This window comes from Vibrio sp. D54 (assembly GCF_021728075.1).
GTDB classification, from domain to species: Bacteria; Pseudomonadota; Gammaproteobacteria; order Enterobacterales; family Vibrionaceae; genus Vibrio; species Vibrio alginolyticus.
The window spans coordinates 307,844-325,133 of the sequence record NZ_JAKKCS010000005.1; the positions used below are offsets into that span (position 1 = coordinate 307,844).

The window sequence follows — 17,290 nt, forward strand, 5'->3', positions numbered from 1 at the left end:
CTGAGGAGCATAAGCGATATCAGGAATCTAATACCCACAAACTCTTGAGTAAAGACAGTATGAATCTGCACAGTGCGCTCTGGCAGTAGATCCTGAATTACACTCCTTCGTCGCTGTTCAGGATGACGAATTTCAACAGAGGCGTTCGGTATTCTGTAAGCAAAGCGATATGAGAACAGTTACCCAAAACATTAAAAGGGCCGACAATTGCCAGCCCTTGATTTGTGTATTTACTAACGCGTCTTAACGCAAGAAGCTTGGAATATTCGCTTCGTACTCGGCAATCTTATCTTCGTGCTGAAGGGTTAGACCAATGTTGTCCAAACCGTTTAGCAAGCAATGACGACGGAACGAATCGATTTCAAAGCTGTACTCTTTGCCGTTGGCACGAACCACATTCGCTTCTAGGTCGACCTCGACTTCTGCACCTTCATTCGCCTCAACAAAATGGAAGATTTCATCCACTTCTTGTTCAGTCAAACGAACTGGCACCATTTGGTTGTTGATTGAGTTGCCGTAAAAAATATCGGCAAAGCTTGGAGCGATCATCGCTTTGATGCCGTAATCCGCTAGTGCCCACGGTGCGTGCTCACGAGATGAGCCACAGCCGAAGTTCTCACGAGCCAGCAAGATAGAAGCGCCTTGGTAGCGAGGTGCGTTCATCACGAACTCTGGGTTCGGTTGTTCGCCAGCATCGTCTAGGAAGCGCCAGTCATGGAATAGGTGCTTACCGAAGCCTAGGCGAGAGACCTTTTGTAGGAACTGCTTTGGAATGATGGCATCAGTATCAACGTTCGCTGCATCTAGAGGAACAACTAAGCCTGTGTGTTGTTTAAAGCCTGACATTGGTTTGCTCCTTAGTCTAGTTCACGAATATCTACAAAGTGACCAGCAATTGCTGCTGCCGCTGCCATCGCAGGGCTCACTAGGTGGGTACGGCCATCACGACCTTGGCGGCCTTCAAAGTTACGGTTTGAAGTAGACGCACAACGTTCATGTGGACCCAAACGGTCATTGTTCATTGCTAGACACATCGAGCAACCAGGTAGGCGCCACTCAAAGCCCGCTTCTTTAAAGATAACGTCCAAGCCTTCCGCTTCTGCTTGCGCTTTTACTTGCTCAGAGCCAGGAACGATTAGCGCTTGAACGTGAGGCGCGACTTTGCGACCTTTCGCTACTTCAGCGGCTGCGCGCATGTCTTCGATACGTGAGTTAGTACAAGAACCAACGAAGACTTTATCGACGTTGTAGTCAGATAATGACTTGCCTGCCTCTAGGCCCATGTAAGCCAATGCTTTTTCTGCCGATGCCTTTTCTACTGGGTCGGCAAAGCTTTCTGGTGCTGGGATAGGTTGATCTACCGCGATCACTTGGCCTGGGTTAGTACCCCAAGTGACTTGTGGTTTAATGTCTGCTGCGTTTAGCGTCACGACTGCATCAAACTGAGCATCATCGTCCGTTTTTAATGTCTTCCAGTATTCTACTGCTGCATCAAAGTCGGCACCTTGAGGTGAGAATTTACGGCCTTTGATGTATTCGAACGTGGTTTCATCTGGTGCAATCAAACCGGCTTTCGCACCTAGCTCAATTGCCATGTTACATACGGTCATGCGGCCTTCCATTGAAAGGTCTGTGATCGCTTCACCACAGAATTCAACCACGTAGCCTGTACCGCCAGCTGCTGTCGTTTCTCCGATGATTGCTAGCACAATGTCTTTCGCAGTAATGCCCGGAGCCACTTTGCCTTTCACTTCGATCTTCATCGTTTTAGCGCGCGCTTGTTTTAGCGTTTGAGTCGCTAATACGTGCTCAACTTCAGATGTACCAATACCAAAAGCTAGCGAGCCGAATGCACCGTGTGTAGCAGTGTGCGAGTCACCACAAACAATGGTCATGCCGGGTAGGGTAATACCAAGCTCTGGACCCATAACGTGCACAATACCTTGGTATTTGTGGTTAATGTCGTAAAGCGTAACCCCAAACTCTTCACAGTTTTTCGATAGCGTTTCCATCTGGATACGAGCCATCTCACCGGATGCGTTGATGTCTTTGGTGGTTGTCGAAACGTTGTGGTCCATGGTGGCAAAAGTTTTGCTGACCTGACGCACTTTACGACCTTTTTCACGCAAGCCGTCAAATGCTTGCGGAGACGTCACTTCGTGTACCAAGTGACGGTCGATGTACAAGATTGGGTTTTCCCCTTCTGCTGCGACGGCAACGTGTGCGTCGTAGACTTTTTCGTATAATGTTTTGCCCATTGTTTGCTTCCTTTCCTCGTCGCCTTTGCCGCAATAACTGCGTTAGCGACACCCATTTATCCAGTTATTTAGCGAACTAAACGCCTTAATATAAATGGGCTTGCTGCCTTGCTATTGCACCAATGACTTAGAGGAAAGCCATTGGTTGACCGAGGATTTAGTATTTATTATGAATCTGTTTTGTATTAAGAGTTTAAGATGTACTCAGCGATCTTATCGCCCATCTCAGACGTCGAAAGTGCAGGGTTGTCACCAGCAAGGTCACCCGTTAGCTCACCCGCTGATAGTGCTTTTGAAACTGCCGTTTCGATGTCTTGTGCCGCCGTTTCTTCACCTAGGCTATAACGCAGCATCAGTGCAGCAGATAGGATTTGTGCCACAGGGTTAGCGATGTTCTTACCTGCGATATCTGGTGCACTGCCGCCTGCTGGCTCGTACAGACCGAATTTGCTTTCGTTTAGACTTGCTGATGGCAACATACCCATAGAGCCTGTGATCATCGCGCATTCATCAGAAATGATGTCGCCGAAGATGTTTGAACACAGCATTACGTCGAACTGAGCAGGGTCTTTGATAAGCTGCATAGTCGCGTTATCAATGTACATGTGTGACAACTCGACATCTGGGTAGTCTTTTGCGATTTCTTCGACTACTTCACGCCATAAGATAGAGCTTTGTAGAACGTTCGCTTTGTCGATAGAGCACACTTTATTGCGACGTAGACGAGCAGACTCAAAAGCGATTTTTGCAATACGTTCGATCTCAAAGCGGTGGTACACCTCAGTATCAAATGCTTTTTCTGTCGCGCCTTCGCCTTCACGGCCTTTTGGTTGACCGAAATAGATACCACCAGTCAGTTCACGGACCACGACGATGTTAAAACCACGGCCTGAGATGTCTGCACGAAGTGGTGAGAAGGCTTCAAGACCTGAGTGAATTTGCGCTGGACGTAAGTTACAGAACAGTTGGAAGTGTTTGCGTAGTGGCAGTAGGGCACCGCGTTCAGGTTGGTCATTTGGTGGTAAGTGCTCCCACTTAGGGCCGCCAACCGAGCCGAATAGGACTGCATCAGACTCTTCACATGCTTTTATTGTGCTCTCTGGAAGTGGGCAACCGTGATTGTCGATCGCGATACCACCTACACCATGCTCGTCACGCTCAAACGCAATACCATGTTTCTTTTCGATTGCATCCAATACTTTATGTGCCTGCGCCATTACTTCCGGGCCAATGCCGTCACCGGGTAGGACGGCAATTTTGTACGATTTGTCTGTCATGTTAATCCTTTAAGTTTTCTAATTTTGAGCTTAATTATTTCAACGAGCGTGTTCTTTCCTGAGCCGTGTAGCCCGGTTGTTATTACACAGTCGCAATCTTTTTCTGCTTCATTTCTTCGATTTTATCTGCACGATGAATGCTGTTAATAACGTGCAATAATGCTTGGCCGGAAGCCTCAACGATGTCGGTGGAAACACCCGTACCGTGGTATTTGCGACCTTTGTAGTTGGCAATGATGTCTGCTTGACCCAAACCATCTTCACCTTCACCTTTCGCGGTTAGGTCGAATTTATCCAGAACGATGTCGTAGCCTGTCACGCGGTAGATACATTGGTATAGCGCATCAACTGGGCCATTACCGACCGCTGCTTCACACATTTCTTCATCACCGCATTGCATTTTGATGCTGGTGGTGGCCATTACGCTGCCAGACTGCACGCTTAGGTAGCTCAATTTGTAGAAGTCATCTTCTTCACGTAAGTTCGAGAAGTGCATTAGGGCTTCTAGGTCGTAATCGAACACTTGGCCTTTGCGATCAGCAAGTTTCAAGAAATCCGCATACAGCGCGTCTAGGTTGTACTCGTCTTCGTTGTAACCCATGGTGTCCATATGGCTCTTCACGGCAGCGCGACCGCTGCGGCTGGTTAGGTTCAGAGCTTGGTTTTTTAGGCCAATAGACTCAGGGGTCATGATTTCGTAGGTATTCTTATTCTTCAACATGCCATCTTGGTGGATGCCTGAAGAGTGGCTAAACGCATTTGCACCCACAATTGCTTTATTGCTTTGAATCGGCATATTGCATAGCTGGCTAACCAACTTACTGGTGCGGTGAATTTCATCATGCTTAATGCCAGTGTGAACGCCCAAAAACTCTTGACGCGTCTTGATGATCATTGCGATCTCTTCAAGTGAACAGTTACCCGCTCGCTCTCCAATGCCATTGATCGTTCCTTCTATCTGACGTGCGCCAGCTTGAACGGCGGCAATAGAGTTGGCAACTGACATCCCCAAATCGTCGTGACAGTGAACGGAGATGATCGCTTTATCAATGTTCGGAACGCGGTTAAATAGAGTTTCAATAATCCCACCAAACTCACTTGGTACGGTGTAGCCAACGGTATCTGGAATGTTGATTGTACTCGCACCTGCATTGATGGCGGCTTCTACCATGCGACATAGGTTGTCGATTGGAGTACGACCAGCATCTTCACAAGAAAACTCGACATCATCAGTGTAGTTACGTGCATGTTTAACGGCGTTGACTGCCATTTCTAGTACATCGTCGTAGCTGCGGCGTAGTTTGTCTTCTACGTGAATGGTGGAAGTGGCTAAAAACGTGTGAATACGGAATTGGTCAGCCACTTTTAATGCTTCAGCGGCAGCATCAATGTCTTTCGCAACGGCACGCGAAAGGGCACAAACTCGACTGTTTTTTATGTTTTTTGCGATGGTTTGTACAGACTCGAAATCACCTGGTGAAGAGATTGGGAAGCCAGCTTCGATAACATCAACGCCGAGTCTTTCCAGCGCATAGGCAATCTGCAGTTTTTCTTTAACCGTCAAGCTTGCTGACAACGCTTGCTCGCCATCACGCAATGTGGTGTCGAATATAATGACCTGATCGTTCATGTTTGCTTCCTTCCTGATTTCTGCACTTTCGCGCAAGTGAATCGTTTACTTCCAGTATTTAGATATAAAAAAACCCGCATTCTCATGCGGGTTCTTAGAAATTGGTGTGGTTATTTTTCTTCCACAGCCTACCCGCGCGAACTGGTCACGATCAGGAGGAGGCTAAGCAGGATAGAAAAATGAGCTGACATAGTTGTTAAGCTTTCCACATAATTAAGTTAACAAATTAGTACCGCACTCCATGAAGCGCGTCAACCCTAAAGTCGATTTTTTATTCATATCGGATGAGTCTTTTCGTTTGCTTGAGAAAAATGAAGCACTAAGTGAAACGGCATGATGCGATAGAAACGTGCTAGAAGAAGTAAGTTCTCATCAAGTTTGCGACGTTTCATTACCAAAACAAGCATCGGGATTGCGACTTGTCACACAAAGGTCCGAATTGTTTGGCAAAAGTTTTGAATGACCATTTATAGTAGTGCAGTTGCACTAGGTAAAAGAAATATAAGGGTTAGGGAAAGAATGAGGTTAACAAAACAATTTGGACGTTCAGCCATAGTACTTACTCTGGTCAGCTTGTCGGGTTGTCAGCTGTTTCAATCGCAGACCTATGTGGAAGTGGCTTCCCCCGTTGTTATGAATGATCACTCACAGAGCGTCATGGTCATCAATGATCAAATGGATCGATTTTTGAGTTATGAAGGACGCGAATCGTTCTTGAATCAGATGCTTGTTGCCCTTGAGTCTGACAGCCGAAATAAGTTTAAAGGTAAAGATCCGGAAACGTATTCTTGGTGGAAGATCCGTGTCCAGCCTAGTGAGAAACAGCAAGCGGAAGTTTTCCGACCAACCACTGAAGGTGTCGATACCTCAAACCCAGTAGAGTTTATGGATGTCTCTTACCGCTCTAAGACCACATTAAACCTACGCTCCAAACCGAGTCTTGAAGGAGCAAAGCTTGGCGTATTATCGAAAGGGGAAGTCTTTAATGTGCTAGCAAAAGTGGTTGATCAACCTTGGTTTCTCGTTGAACAGAAAGGAGTGATAAAAGGTTATGTCCATAAGGATTATGCGCGCAGCAATGTGATAAATCGTGACATTTTATCTACTCAGCCTAACCCTCTACTAGAGCCTAACTCGAGTAAAACGGAGAAAACGAGTATAGAGCATGAACTGTCGGGAAACTATACTTGCCGCTCACTGAGCTATGAGCTTACAAAAGATGGCGACATGACGACAGGCTCTTTGCGCGCCTGCCGCAAGAAGAGAAAAGTCTGGTATATAGACACCCCTCAACCGCAACCATCAAACCCTTCTTAATGTTCTATTTTTATGGTTATGTCCAATAGATAAATCGTTGGGCACACCTTAATTTGGCCTTTGTCATTAATTGTCCAAACTCCCGTCATGCTGTTGTCACCTAAACCTCCTACTTTTCACAAAAAGGCGTTGTCAAAGTAAGGAAAGGTCACATGCGAACCATAGAGACAATTACACAGCCAATTGCAACCATTGCTAAGTTTGATTTAGCGCTCTCTAGTGTTTGTCTTAAGCACCGTTTTAATCAACAAGTCGCCAATATCAGTAAAGGAGTTTCCCACAGTGGTGACGGGCATCTTTACTTGGTGTTGGGGTTATTAGCTTGGTATTTAGATAAGGAGCAAGGAGTCTGGTTTTTACTGGCGGGTTTACTTGCTTTTGCTATCGAGCTACCAATTTATTGGACGCTGAAAAATAGTTTTAAGCGTCGTCGTCCTGAAGAGCTTAGTGCACTCCTTCCTGCTTTTATTACCCCCTCTGATCGCTATAGTCTTCCTTCAGGACACACTGCCGCTGCGTTTGTCATGGCGACGCTGATTGACCATTTCTATCCGAGCCTAGGCGTTGCTGCATTCTTTTGGGCAAGTTTAATCGGAACCGCGCGAATCTTATTGGGTGTACACTTTTTTACCGATGTCATCATTGGTGCACTGCTTGGCAGTCTTTGTGGTGGATTAGCGATTGCGATGTTGGGAGGCTAATTGATGAAAATCTTGTACGGTGTTCAAGGGACAGGAAACGGACATATTGCACGCGCAAGGGCGATGAGTCATGCGTTTAAAGAGCACGATGTTGAGGTCGACTTTTTGTTTTCTGGGCGAGCGCCGGAAAAATACTTTTCAATGGAAGCATTTGGCGATTACCAGACTCGCCGAGGCTTCACCTTTATTACTGAAAAAGGCTCTGTAAACTACGCGAAAACAGCATTGAATAACAATTTGGTGCAGTTTTTCAAAGAAGTTAAGCAACTCGATCTGTCGTCCTACGATCTTATCATTAATGACTTCGAACCTGTGACTGCGTGGGCAGCGAGACAACAAAATAAGCCTTCTATTGGTATCAGCCACCAAAATGCTTTCCGTTATCCGGTGCCACTAAAGGGAGCAAGTTGGTTAGATAAATCCGTCATTGAATACTTTGCGCCTTCTCAACACCACCTTGGTTTGCATTGGCATCATTTTGATCAACCTTTGTTACCGCCGATAGTGCATACCGTCGATAGCCAAGCAGAAAACGACGACTTCGTGTTGGTGTATCTACCGTTCGAATCGATTGAAGATATCTCGGACTTATTGTTCCACTTTAATCAACAAGCGTTTACCTGTTATCACCCGGATGTGATCGAATGTGAGCAGGTAGAAAACATAGAACTGCGCCCTTTATGCCACAGCAACTTCCAACATCATTTGCATCGCTGTAGTGGTGTCATTGCTAATGGTGGGTTTGAGCTTCCTTCAGAAGCCTTGTCTTTGGGGAAAAAATTGTTACTAAAGCCACTCGCGGGTCAATTCGAGCAGCAGAGCAATGTTGCGACCTTAGAAGACTTAGGGCTTGCGATGTCGATGGAGAGCTTAGACATTTCCGCAGTACGCCAGTGGCTAAAGGAGCAACAAGCCGAAAGTGTGAAATACCCAGATGTTGCTCAGGCTATTGTTCATTGGGTATTGCAAGGTGCATGGGATTCAAAAGCAGAGTTATCCAGACAGCTGTGGGAGCAGGTTGATTTTCCAAGTTACGTGTCGAACATTTAAGTACGTTGTTCTAAGTACATAGTTCCTTCCATTTTTGACACGATTTTGTTGCAGCCTTTCTGTTTGGAAGGCTGCATTTTTATTCTTCCTCTCTCATTTCTATTCAGTGTGTATTTGCTGATAATTTGACTGATAAGTGCAAAATTCAATCAGAGATATAGCTTCTATATGTTGTTCCTATTCCAACCAATAACCGAGCTAAATGCATGCTTGTGTTAACCACCTGTCCTATCAATTTGCTAAATACGTCCTCAAAGAATGCATTTTTACGTGTTTTATAGTTTTTTATGTTTTTATCAAGCTTTTGTTATTTAACGAATAAATACCTAATTGGCTAAAATTTACTGATTAAATATCAATCTAGTTGCGAAACCGCAATTGATTAGTTGATAGTACAGTTCGAGCCGGAAGTATCCGGACGATAAATATAATAAAAAGTTAGGTTATCTATTCGTAAAATGATTCGAATCCAGCCGCCGTCTTTTGTGCGAGATGGGATTCTATTCGTTATGAATTTAATGAACAAAGTTGACGATTACAAAAGAGGCGCACTCAATGTTAGAGAAGAAAGACGCGATGAGCGCAATTGCTAGCTACCGTATGGAAAGCACTTTGCGTGGTGTAGATTTAAACCTACTGACTGTATTTGATGCTGTAATGCAAGAGCAAAATATTACTCGTGCAGCACATAACCTAGGCATGTCTCAACCGGCGGTAAGTAACGCCGTGGCACGCTTAAAAGTGATGTTTAACGACGAGCTATTCATGCGCCAAGGTCGTGGTATTCAGCCTACGCAACGAGCACGTCAACTGTTTGGTCCTATTCGCCAAGCACTACAGCTGATTCGCAATGAACTTCCTAGCTCTGTATTCCAACCAGAATCTTCGACTCGCTTATTCAAGCTTGCGATTTGCAGCCCTTGTGACATGCGTTTTGCTCCGAAGATCATGGCAAAAGTGAATCAACAAGCACCAAACGTTCAGCTTCACCTAGATGCAGAATTTGACCGTTTGTTGTCTGAGCGTATGCGCTACCAAGAAATTGATTTCGTGATCGACTACGCTCGTTTTGATGAGCAAGGTTTCTCAAGTACTGAAATCTTCAAAGATGAATTAGTGGTTATCGCATCAAAAACCCACCCACGCATTCAAGGTGGTGTGACGGCTGAGCAACTGCTTAACGAAAAGCATGCGAAGTTATCGAAAGTGCATGGCCAACGTAGTTTCTCAGAGCAAGCGTACCGTGAACTGGATTGCCAAGCGGCGTATGAAGGTTCTAGTTTAAGCAACCTACTATACGTGGTGGGTCAATCTGAGCTTGTGACTATTGCACCACGTTGGATGGCGGAAAATGCGGTAAACAGCGATCAACTGCAAATTCTTGATTTCCCATTTGCGAACAAAGAAATCAGCGGATTCTTAAGCTGGCATGAATCAAGTGAAAAAGATAAAGGCCACATTTGGCTACGCGATCAACTGATGATCACTTGTGGTGAAGTCGTTGCCGCAAAATAAGATGACGTTTGGTCTTCTCGATTAGACCATATTGGTAATCATCAATTTTTACAATTCATTGGTCCCCGAGCGATTTTTGTCTCTCGGGGCTTTTTGTTTTCGTAATAAACAATCTAAACAGTAAGTTAAATAGAGTAATCATTCAGCAATTTGAGGTACGTTCGCGACGTATAAGTGATAGTTGTCTCTTATTAGTGATAAGTTTGATACTGGTCAGTTGCGTTTTAGCAAGCCGTGAGTACACTTGTTCGCTCAATTAGCTTACGCCTGTAAGCCAAAAGGTAAGTAAAAGAATGGCCAAGTTAGATTTTCATATCGTTAAACGTATTCGTGAACAAATTGCGAACGGTGGTACACGCGTTGCACTCAAGCATAAAGTGGGTGAGGAGTGGCAAGGTATTACGTGGACGCAATTTGGTCAGCAAGTTGATGCTTTATCACTTGCACTTTTGGCTCAGGGATTAGGAGTCCAAGATAAGATCGGCATTTTCTCGAACAACATGCCGCAATGGACGATCGCTGATATCGCAGCACTGCAATTACGCAGCGTGACAGTACCTATTTACCCAACCAATACTGCCGCTCAGTCGGCGTACATCATTAACAATGCAGACGTCAAAGTTCTGTTTGTTGGTGAACAGCCTCAATTTGATGCAGCCGTGAGCATTTTCGACCAGTGCGAACAGTTAGAGCTCATTGTTGCGATGTCTGATGATATAGAACTTGGCGATCATGATTTCGTTATCTCTTGGCAAGCATTTGTTGCCAAAGGCGACACTACATATCAAGTTGAATTGGATGCGCGTTTAGATCAGGCAAAAGAAGATGATCTACTCACGCTCATCTACACCTCGGGTACAACAGGCCAGCCAAAAGGCGTTATGTTGGACTACGCAAACATTGCGGCGCAATTGGAAGGGCACGATCAGCGCTTGAGCCTTTCTCAAAGTGACGTGTCATTATGTTTCCTTCCGTTGTCACACGTATTTGAGCGCGCTTGGACCTTTTATGTATTGTACAAAGGGGCGACCAACTGCTATTTGCAAGACACCATGCAAGTACGTGATGCACTGAGCCAGGTGCGACCTACCGTGATGTGTGCCGTACCGCGTTTCTATGAGAAGATCTTCTCTGCGATTCACGAGAAAGTGTCTCGCGCGCCGATTCACCGTAAGATCATGTTTACTTGGGCAGTCAACATGGGCGCAAAAATGGCCGCTTGTCATCAAGAAAAACGTCAGCCATCGCTCTTGCTGCGTAAGTCATACGCTTTGGCGGATAAGTTGGTTCTGAGCAAACTGCGTGCGCTACTTGGCGGGCAAATCAACTTTATGCCTTGTGGCGGTGCAAAGTTGGATGAAACCATCGGTCGATTCTTCCATGCGATTGGTATCAACGTTAAGTTGGGCTACGGTATGACTGAAACCACGGCGACAGTATCGTGTTGGGATGATAAATGTTTTAACCCCGACTCTATTGGTATGTCGATGCCTGGCGCACAGGTTAAGATCGGCGAAAACAACGAGATTCTGGTTCGTGGTCCAATGGTGATGCGTGGCTATTACAAAATGCCAGAAGAGACGGAAAAGACCTTTGATGAGCACGGTTTCCTAAAAACGGGCGACGCTGGTTACATTGATGAAAATGGCAACTTGTTCATCACCGATCGTATCAAAGAGTTGATGAAAACTTCAGGTGGTAAATACATCGCTCCACAAATGATTGAAGGTGCGATTGGTAAAGACCACTTCATCGAGCAAATCGCAGTCATTGCGGATACTCGTAAGTTTGTTTCTGCGCTTATCGTGCCTTGTTATGACTCGCTAGAAGAGTACGCGAAAGAGCTGAATATTAAATATCACGATCGCGTTGAGTTGATTAAGCACCACCAGGTGGTCGAAATGCTTGAGAAGCGTGTGAACGATCTTCAAAAAGAGTTGGCAAAGTTTGAACAAGTGAAGAAGTTTAAATTGTTACCAAGAGCTTTCTCTATGGATGATGGTGAGTTAACGCCAACTCAAAAACTTCGTCGTAAAGTCATCAATGACAAATACCAAGATGAAATTGAAGAAATGTATAAGGAAAAGTCGGATAAAAAGTAACTTAAGCTGACTTAGATTTTATATTGATGAAAAAATCCCCAGTGATGTGATCGCGCATTGCTGGGGATTTTTGTTTGTATTGATTTTTTCTGTTCTGCTCGTCAAATAACGCTATTTAGCACCCTGTAGCTAAAAGCTTATGAAATAATGTTCTTTTTTTAAGCGTTAATTTTTTAGGTTGTACTGTGAAATAGGAGATGTGTGGCTGCTATTCCTACTAACATTCTAATTACTAGTATCTTGTTTAAAAAGTAGACCAATCTCTCATTAGACCCTTTGATAATAAAACGTTACATTTGTTGGGTAACCTTGCGGGATGTTATGACGAACGCAAGACATAGCCGAAAACGTGGAAGTATTTCGATTAGGCTACGAATAAGACCTAGACTATGTAAAACCAGACCAATCCGTTGACCTTACGGTGAGGAAACTGGCTAAGGAGAGCAATTATGACAGCAATGTTGTCAGGCGCAGAGATGGTGGTTCAATCTCTGATAGAAGAGCACGTAGAGCAGATCTTTGGCTACCCAGGTGGCTCTGTTTTGGATATCTACGATGCACTGCATGCCAAAACCGATCAAATCAAACACGTACTTGTAAGGCATGAGCAAGCCGCCACTCATATGGCAGATGGTTACGCTCGAGCTACCGGTAAACCGGGTGTCGTACTTGTGTGCTCGGGGCCGGGCGCGACCAATACCATTACGGGTATTGCAACAGCGTATATGGACTCTATCCCAATGATCGTTATCTCGGGTAACGTACCGAATAGCCTAATTGGTAATGATGCTTTCCAAGAGTGTGACATCGTCGGTGTCTCCCGCCCAGTGGTCAAACACAGCTTTTTAGTAAAAAAAGCGGAAGATATTCCTGAAACAATCAAAAAAGCGTTTTATATCGCGACTACAGGTCGACCTGGTCCAGTTGTGATTGATTTGCCAAAAGATGTGATGAACCCGCAAATCAAACTGCCTTATCAATATCCAGAAACGCTTTCAATGCGTTCTTACAAGCCGACAACTTCGGGCCATAAAGGCCAGATTAAAAAAGCGCTTAAATCGCTATTAGAAGCGAAAAAACCAGTGCTTTATATCGGTGGTGGTGCGGTGATTTCTGGCGCTCATGAACATATTTTAGAGCTTTCCGACAAACTGAACCTACCCGTTGTGAGTACTTTGATGGGCTTGGGGGCATTCCCGGGTACACATAAAAACTCACTGGGCATGTTGGGTATGCACGGCACTTACGAAGCTAATATGGCAATGCATGAAGCGGATCTTATTTTTGGTATCGGTGTGCGTTTTGATGACCGTACAACCAACAACCTTGAAAAGTACTGCCCAAACGCAAAAGTGATGCATATTGATATCGATCCGTCATCGATCTCGAAAAACGTGAAAGTGGATTTGCCGATCGTAGGTTCTGCGGAAAAAGTGCTGACAACCATGCTCGGGCTGCTTGCAGAGCAAGGTAGTGGAAATGATCAAGATGCTATCACTGCATGGTGGGATGACATTCAAGTATGGCGTGACCGCAACTGCTTGTCTTATGAAGCGTCTCCAGAACGAATCAAGCCACAGCAAGTAATTGAAACGCTGCACAAGCTAACTAATGGTGACGCATATGTGGCGTCTGATGTGGGCCAGCATCAGATGTTTGCGGCGCTGTACTACCCATTCAATAAGCCGCGCCGTTGGATAAACTCTGGTGGTCTTGGCACCATGGGATTTGGTCTTCCGGCTGGCATGGGCGTGAAGTTTGCCATGCCACAAGAAGAGGTCGTGGTTGTGACTGGTGACGGCAGTATTCAGATGAATATTCAAGAATTGTCGACAGCCATGCAATACGACATTCCAGTGAAGATCATCAACCTGAACAACCGATTCTTAGGCATGGTAAAACAGTGGCAAGACATTATTTATCAAGGTCGTCACTCTAATTCTTACATGAGTTCTGTTCCTGACTTTGCAGCGATTGCAGAAGCTTATGGTCACGTCGGTATTCGTATCGAAACGCCTGATCAGCTCGAAGAAGGGCTACAAAAAGCGTTGGATATGAAAGATCGTCTGGTGTTTGTGGACATCAACGTAGACGAAACCGAACACGTATACCCGATGCAAATCAAAGGTGAGGGTATGGATAAAATGTGGCTAAGCAAAACGGAGAGAACTTAATATGAGACACATTATTTCATTGCTATTGGAAAACCAACCGGGTGCGTTGTCTCGTGTTGTTGGTTTGTTCTCTCAACGTGGTTACAACATTGAATCTTTGACGGTATCACCGACTGATGATGAAACCCTGTCGCGAATGAACATTACCACGACATCTGATGAGATGCAGTTGGAACAAATTCAGAAGCAGTTACACAAATTGATCGATGTGCTGAAAGTGCAAGAAGTCACCGAGTATGAGCACATTGAGCGTGAACTGATGATGGTGAAAGTGAAAGCCAGTGGTTTTGCGCGAGCAGAAGTGAAGCGGACGGCAGACATCTTTCGTGGCCAGATCGTGGATGTCACGGCTTCCCAATACACCGTACAACTTGCGGGTACGAGTGAAAAGCTAGATGCCTTCATTCAAGCGATATCCGAAGTGACCGAAGTTGTCGAAGTTGCTCGTAGTGGTGTCGTTGGCATTGCGCGAGGAGAGCGAGCCCTCAAACCTTAACTCTCTGATTGCATATAGAAAAGCCACTTAATCTAAGTGGCTTTTTTGTTTAGAAAATAACAATTAATGATATAATTGTCGTTTTAGTAAGCATGATAGGCATTAGACGTGTGAAAGTACCTAAGCGAGTCGGCACCTTATTGGCGACAGCACTATTTTTTAGTGCACTCACTGCCGCTTACTACTATCAGAAATATCTGACGTTGTTAGAAAACAATGTTGAGAACACCGCTCAAGAAGCGTTACATCAATTGGCCTATACTGGCCGTGAATACAGCAATATTCAGGATCAAATCGAAACGATCAGTGACCTACTTGGTCACAGCCAAAGTCTGTATGAATATCTGCGCCAACCTAACCGGGTGAACCGTTCCATCTTAGAAGACATGTGGATCTCGGTCGCAATCAATCAAAAGTTGTATAAGCAAATTCGCTTTCTTGATGTTTCTGGTCGAGAAAAAGTGAGGATTAATTATGAGATTGAAACAGGCGCTGCGTTGCCCGCGATCAAATTGCAAAATAAGTCAGAGCGAGATTACTTTCAATTCGCTAAGAACTTAGACGATGGCGAAATCGCTTCGTGGGGGATAGGTTTAGAACGAGAGTATGGCGAGTTAGTCTATCCCTATAGCCCGTCACTGCGTATTTTGATGCCTATTTCGCTTAACGGAAAGCGCGAAGGGTATCTTGTGCTTAATGTTGATATTGACTATTTATCCTCTCGACTCAACTATTCGTCAGTGCTTGATTTCCATATTGAGCTGATTAAAAGTGACGGATTTTACATTGATAGCCCTAAATCAGCTCGTTTATATGGCCATATAATTCCCGCTCGCTCTCAATTTAATTTTGGCCGGATGTACCCAAACATTTGGCGTAGTTTAAATTCAAAAGATTCGGGCTATGCTTACAATGGTTCGAATTTGGTCGCGTATCGCACCATCCAGTTTGTTTCTAGCGAACCTCTTCATCTGGTTATTGATCTTACCAATGAGCAGTTATTATCCCGAGCTCAGAGGGACATTGATGACTTAATCCAAGAAGCGTTTTTTGTTCTAAGTTTGGTGCTCGGCTTCACTTTGCCGACGGCAGCCCTTGCTCTGCATTATCGGCGTCATAGTATGGAATCGAAGTTGGCTCGAGCTGCTCTTGATGGTATGACTGCGGTGATGATCTCGGATGCTTCACATAGAATCATCATGGTTAATCAAGAGTTTGAAAACATGATGGGTTACTCAACCAAGCATGCCCAAGGTTGGAGTGCACATCATTTAATTCTCTTACCTGAAGATCTCGAAGCAAACCTGAGTATCTGGAAAATACTGAAGAGTGAACACGTATGGGAAGGGGAGATTCGTTGTCGAACTAAGTTTAATCAAGTCTTTACCGCAATAATGCGTATTCAGGCGAATTTAACCAAATCAGGTAAAGTGAGTTATTACATTACGTCGCTGGTGGATATCTCTGGGCAAAAAGAGTTAGAAGAAAAATTACGAAACTTAAGCGAAAAAGATGGTTTGACGGGTTTGTGGAACCGCCGAAAATTTGAAGAGCAATTGGCGCAATATGCGGGGATTATTGAACGTTATCCTGATAGCCCTCCTGCTTGTTTGGCGTTGTTTGATATTGACCACTTTAAGCGTATTAATGACGAGCTTGGCCACGACGAAGGAGACAAGGTGATTTGTAGTGTCGCAGAAACCCTCCTAGAAGAAGTCCGCAGCACAGACTTTGTATCTCGTGTCGGTGGTGAGGAATTTGCAGTGATTATGCCGCATACAACACTAGAAGAAGCTGAAATTGTATTGAACAGGCTACGTGTCGCGGTTCAAATGCGTAGTGATAGAGGCATTACTGTCAGTGCTGGATATAGTGATTTAACCTCTGATCGTACAAGAACGTATAAATGTGCTGATATTGCTTTGTATGAGTCAAAAAGTGCAGGACGTAACTGCGTATCGCTATGTCATAGTTATGATGATATTGCTTAGCGCTTTTACAAAAATGAATAAACGGGGATAGACCCCGCTTTTTAGTCTCAGCGTTATTCGCTAGCCAGTATGCGACACTGGTTGTCGATGGCGGCTTCGATACACTGTATTGACTGTCTCAAATAACGCTCTAGATAACCTAAAGCATCCTGACTCTTTTTGTCTAGCGATGCCTTCATCAGTATTTCTTGCTCATCGAGATTACAGTGCCCAGGGTTCCCTGTGCCTAAAATCTGCATCGCGAAGTATTGGTAGCGTTTAATTTGCGTGAGTAGATCGCGGAAAAACCCAAACATATTGACAGAGCCAGCACCTTCAAACAGCGCAGTAAGAAACTGATTTTGGCGCTCTTCCCATTCCCTCCAGCAAAAGCTTTCGCCAGGTTTTACTCGGGATAACTTGTGATAAGCAGTTAGTACATCCAGTTCCCATTTTTCATCGCCAATCGTAATTGCCTTACTGAGTAAGCATGCGGAGACCATTTGCAGGCTTTCGTACAAGTCATGTAACTCATCTTTACATACAGGTGCAACCCAGCAGCCTTTTTGCGGCTCGAGTTTGACGTATTTGCTCCAAGATAATTGCACCAATGCTTCTCGAATGGGTGACGCTCCTACGTTGTACTTCTCTTTGAGTTCGGCAACCACGAGTTTTTGACCTGGTTTAAGCTCGCCATCGAGAATATCCTGACGGATCATTCTTAATACTTTGTCGGTAAGAGTGGGACTAGACACATACACCTCATAGAAACTTTAATCGTGACGATAAAATTAAACAGT

13 protein-coding genes are annotated in these 17,290 nt (G+C 44.8%); 8 read left to right on the forward strand and 5 right to left on the reverse strand.

Annotated elements, in window-relative coordinates:
- Window positions 1-243: 243 nt before the first annotated feature.
- The 4 genes from leuD to leuA all read right to left on the reverse strand — a co-directional run bounded on the left by leuD (window position 244) and on the right by leuA (window position 5,165).
- A complete protein-coding gene (gene leuD, locus L3V37_RS09940) occupies window positions 244-846 on the reverse strand; it encodes a 3-isopropylmalate dehydratase small subunit (protein ID WP_042522424.1) in 603 nt (200 codons plus the stop codon).
- A gap of 11 nt (window positions 847-857) precedes the next feature.
- Window positions 858-2,258, reverse strand: coding sequence for a 3-isopropylmalate dehydratase large subunit (leuC, locus tag L3V37_RS09945; RefSeq protein ID WP_005379681.1), 1,401 nt, complete (start codon window positions 2,256-2,258; stop codon window positions 858-860).
- Window positions 2,259-2,443: 185 nt separating this feature from the next.
- Window positions 2,444-3,535 (reverse strand): 3-isopropylmalate dehydrogenase, encoded by a 1,092-nt coding sequence (gene leuB / locus L3V37_RS09950; RefSeq protein WP_213971578.1) that lies wholly within the window; start codon window positions 3,533-3,535, stop codon window positions 2,444-2,446.
- 82 nt (window positions 3,536-3,617) lie between these two features.
- Complete coding sequence (gene leuA / locus L3V37_RS09955) at window positions 3,618-5,165, reverse strand: 2-isopropylmalate synthase (protein ID WP_005379685.1); 1,548 nt, start codon at window positions 5,163-5,165, stop codon at window positions 3,618-3,620.
- A gap of 519 nt (window positions 5,166-5,684) precedes the next feature.
- Here leuA and L3V37_RS09960 point away from each other — a divergent pair.
- The 8 genes from L3V37_RS09960 to L3V37_RS09995 all read left to right on the forward strand — a co-directional run bounded on the left by L3V37_RS09960 (window position 5,685) and on the right by L3V37_RS09995 (window position 16,511).
- Entirely contained in the window at window positions 5,685-6,482 is a 798-nt protein-coding gene (locus L3V37_RS09960) for an SH3 domain-containing protein (protein WP_025768373.1), read from the forward strand.
- 152 nt (window positions 6,483-6,634) lie between these two features.
- Window positions 6,635-7,183, forward strand: a complete 549-nt coding sequence (locus L3V37_RS09965; RefSeq protein ID WP_005379690.1) for a phosphatase PAP2 family protein — start codon at window positions 6,635-6,637, stop codon at window positions 7,181-7,183.
- A gap of 3 nt (window positions 7,184-7,186) precedes the next feature.
- Window positions 7,187-8,233, forward strand: coding sequence for an MJ1255/VC2487 family glycosyltransferase (locus L3V37_RS09970; protein ID WP_237306239.1), 1,047 nt, complete (start codon window positions 7,187-7,189; stop codon window positions 8,231-8,233).
- A 555-nt stretch (window positions 8,234-8,788) separates the two neighbouring features.
- The gene (calR, locus tag L3V37_RS09975; RefSeq protein ID WP_005379693.1) at window positions 8,789-9,748 is read left to right on the forward strand and encodes a LysR family transcriptional regulator CalR; all 960 of its coding nucleotides are present in this window, start codon (window positions 8,789-8,791) and stop codon (window positions 9,746-9,748) included.
- Between the two features lie 293 nt (window positions 9,749-10,041).
- Window positions 10,042-11,850, forward strand: coding sequence for a long-chain fatty acid--CoA ligase (locus L3V37_RS09980; RefSeq protein WP_033906039.1), 1,809 nt, complete (start codon window positions 10,042-10,044; stop codon window positions 11,848-11,850).
- A gap of 449 nt (window positions 11,851-12,299) precedes the next feature.
- A complete protein-coding gene (locus L3V37_RS09985; RefSeq protein ID WP_237306240.1) occupies window positions 12,300-14,024 on the forward strand; it encodes an acetolactate synthase 3 large subunit in 1,725 nt (574 codons plus the stop codon).
- Between the two features lies 1 nt (window position 14,025).
- Window positions 14,026-14,520, forward strand: coding sequence for an acetolactate synthase small subunit (gene ilvN, locus L3V37_RS09990; RefSeq protein WP_005379697.1), 495 nt, complete (start codon window positions 14,026-14,028; stop codon window positions 14,518-14,520).
- 110 nt (window positions 14,521-14,630) lie between these two features.
- Window positions 14,631-16,511 carry a diguanylate cyclase gene (locus tag L3V37_RS09995; RefSeq protein ID WP_054576648.1) on the forward strand — a complete coding sequence of 627 codons (1,881 nt, stop codon included), beginning with the start codon at window positions 14,631-14,633 and terminating at the stop codon, window positions 16,509-16,511.
- A gap of 53 nt (window positions 16,512-16,564) precedes the next feature.
- On the opposite strand, the gene L3V37_RS10000 is transcribed toward L3V37_RS09995, so the two are convergent.
- On the reverse strand, window positions 16,565-17,251 hold the full coding sequence (locus L3V37_RS10000; protein WP_213962887.1) for a GntR family transcriptional regulator: 687 nt from the start codon (window positions 17,249-17,251) through the stop codon (window positions 16,565-16,567).
- Window positions 17,252-17,290 lie beyond the last annotated feature (39 nt).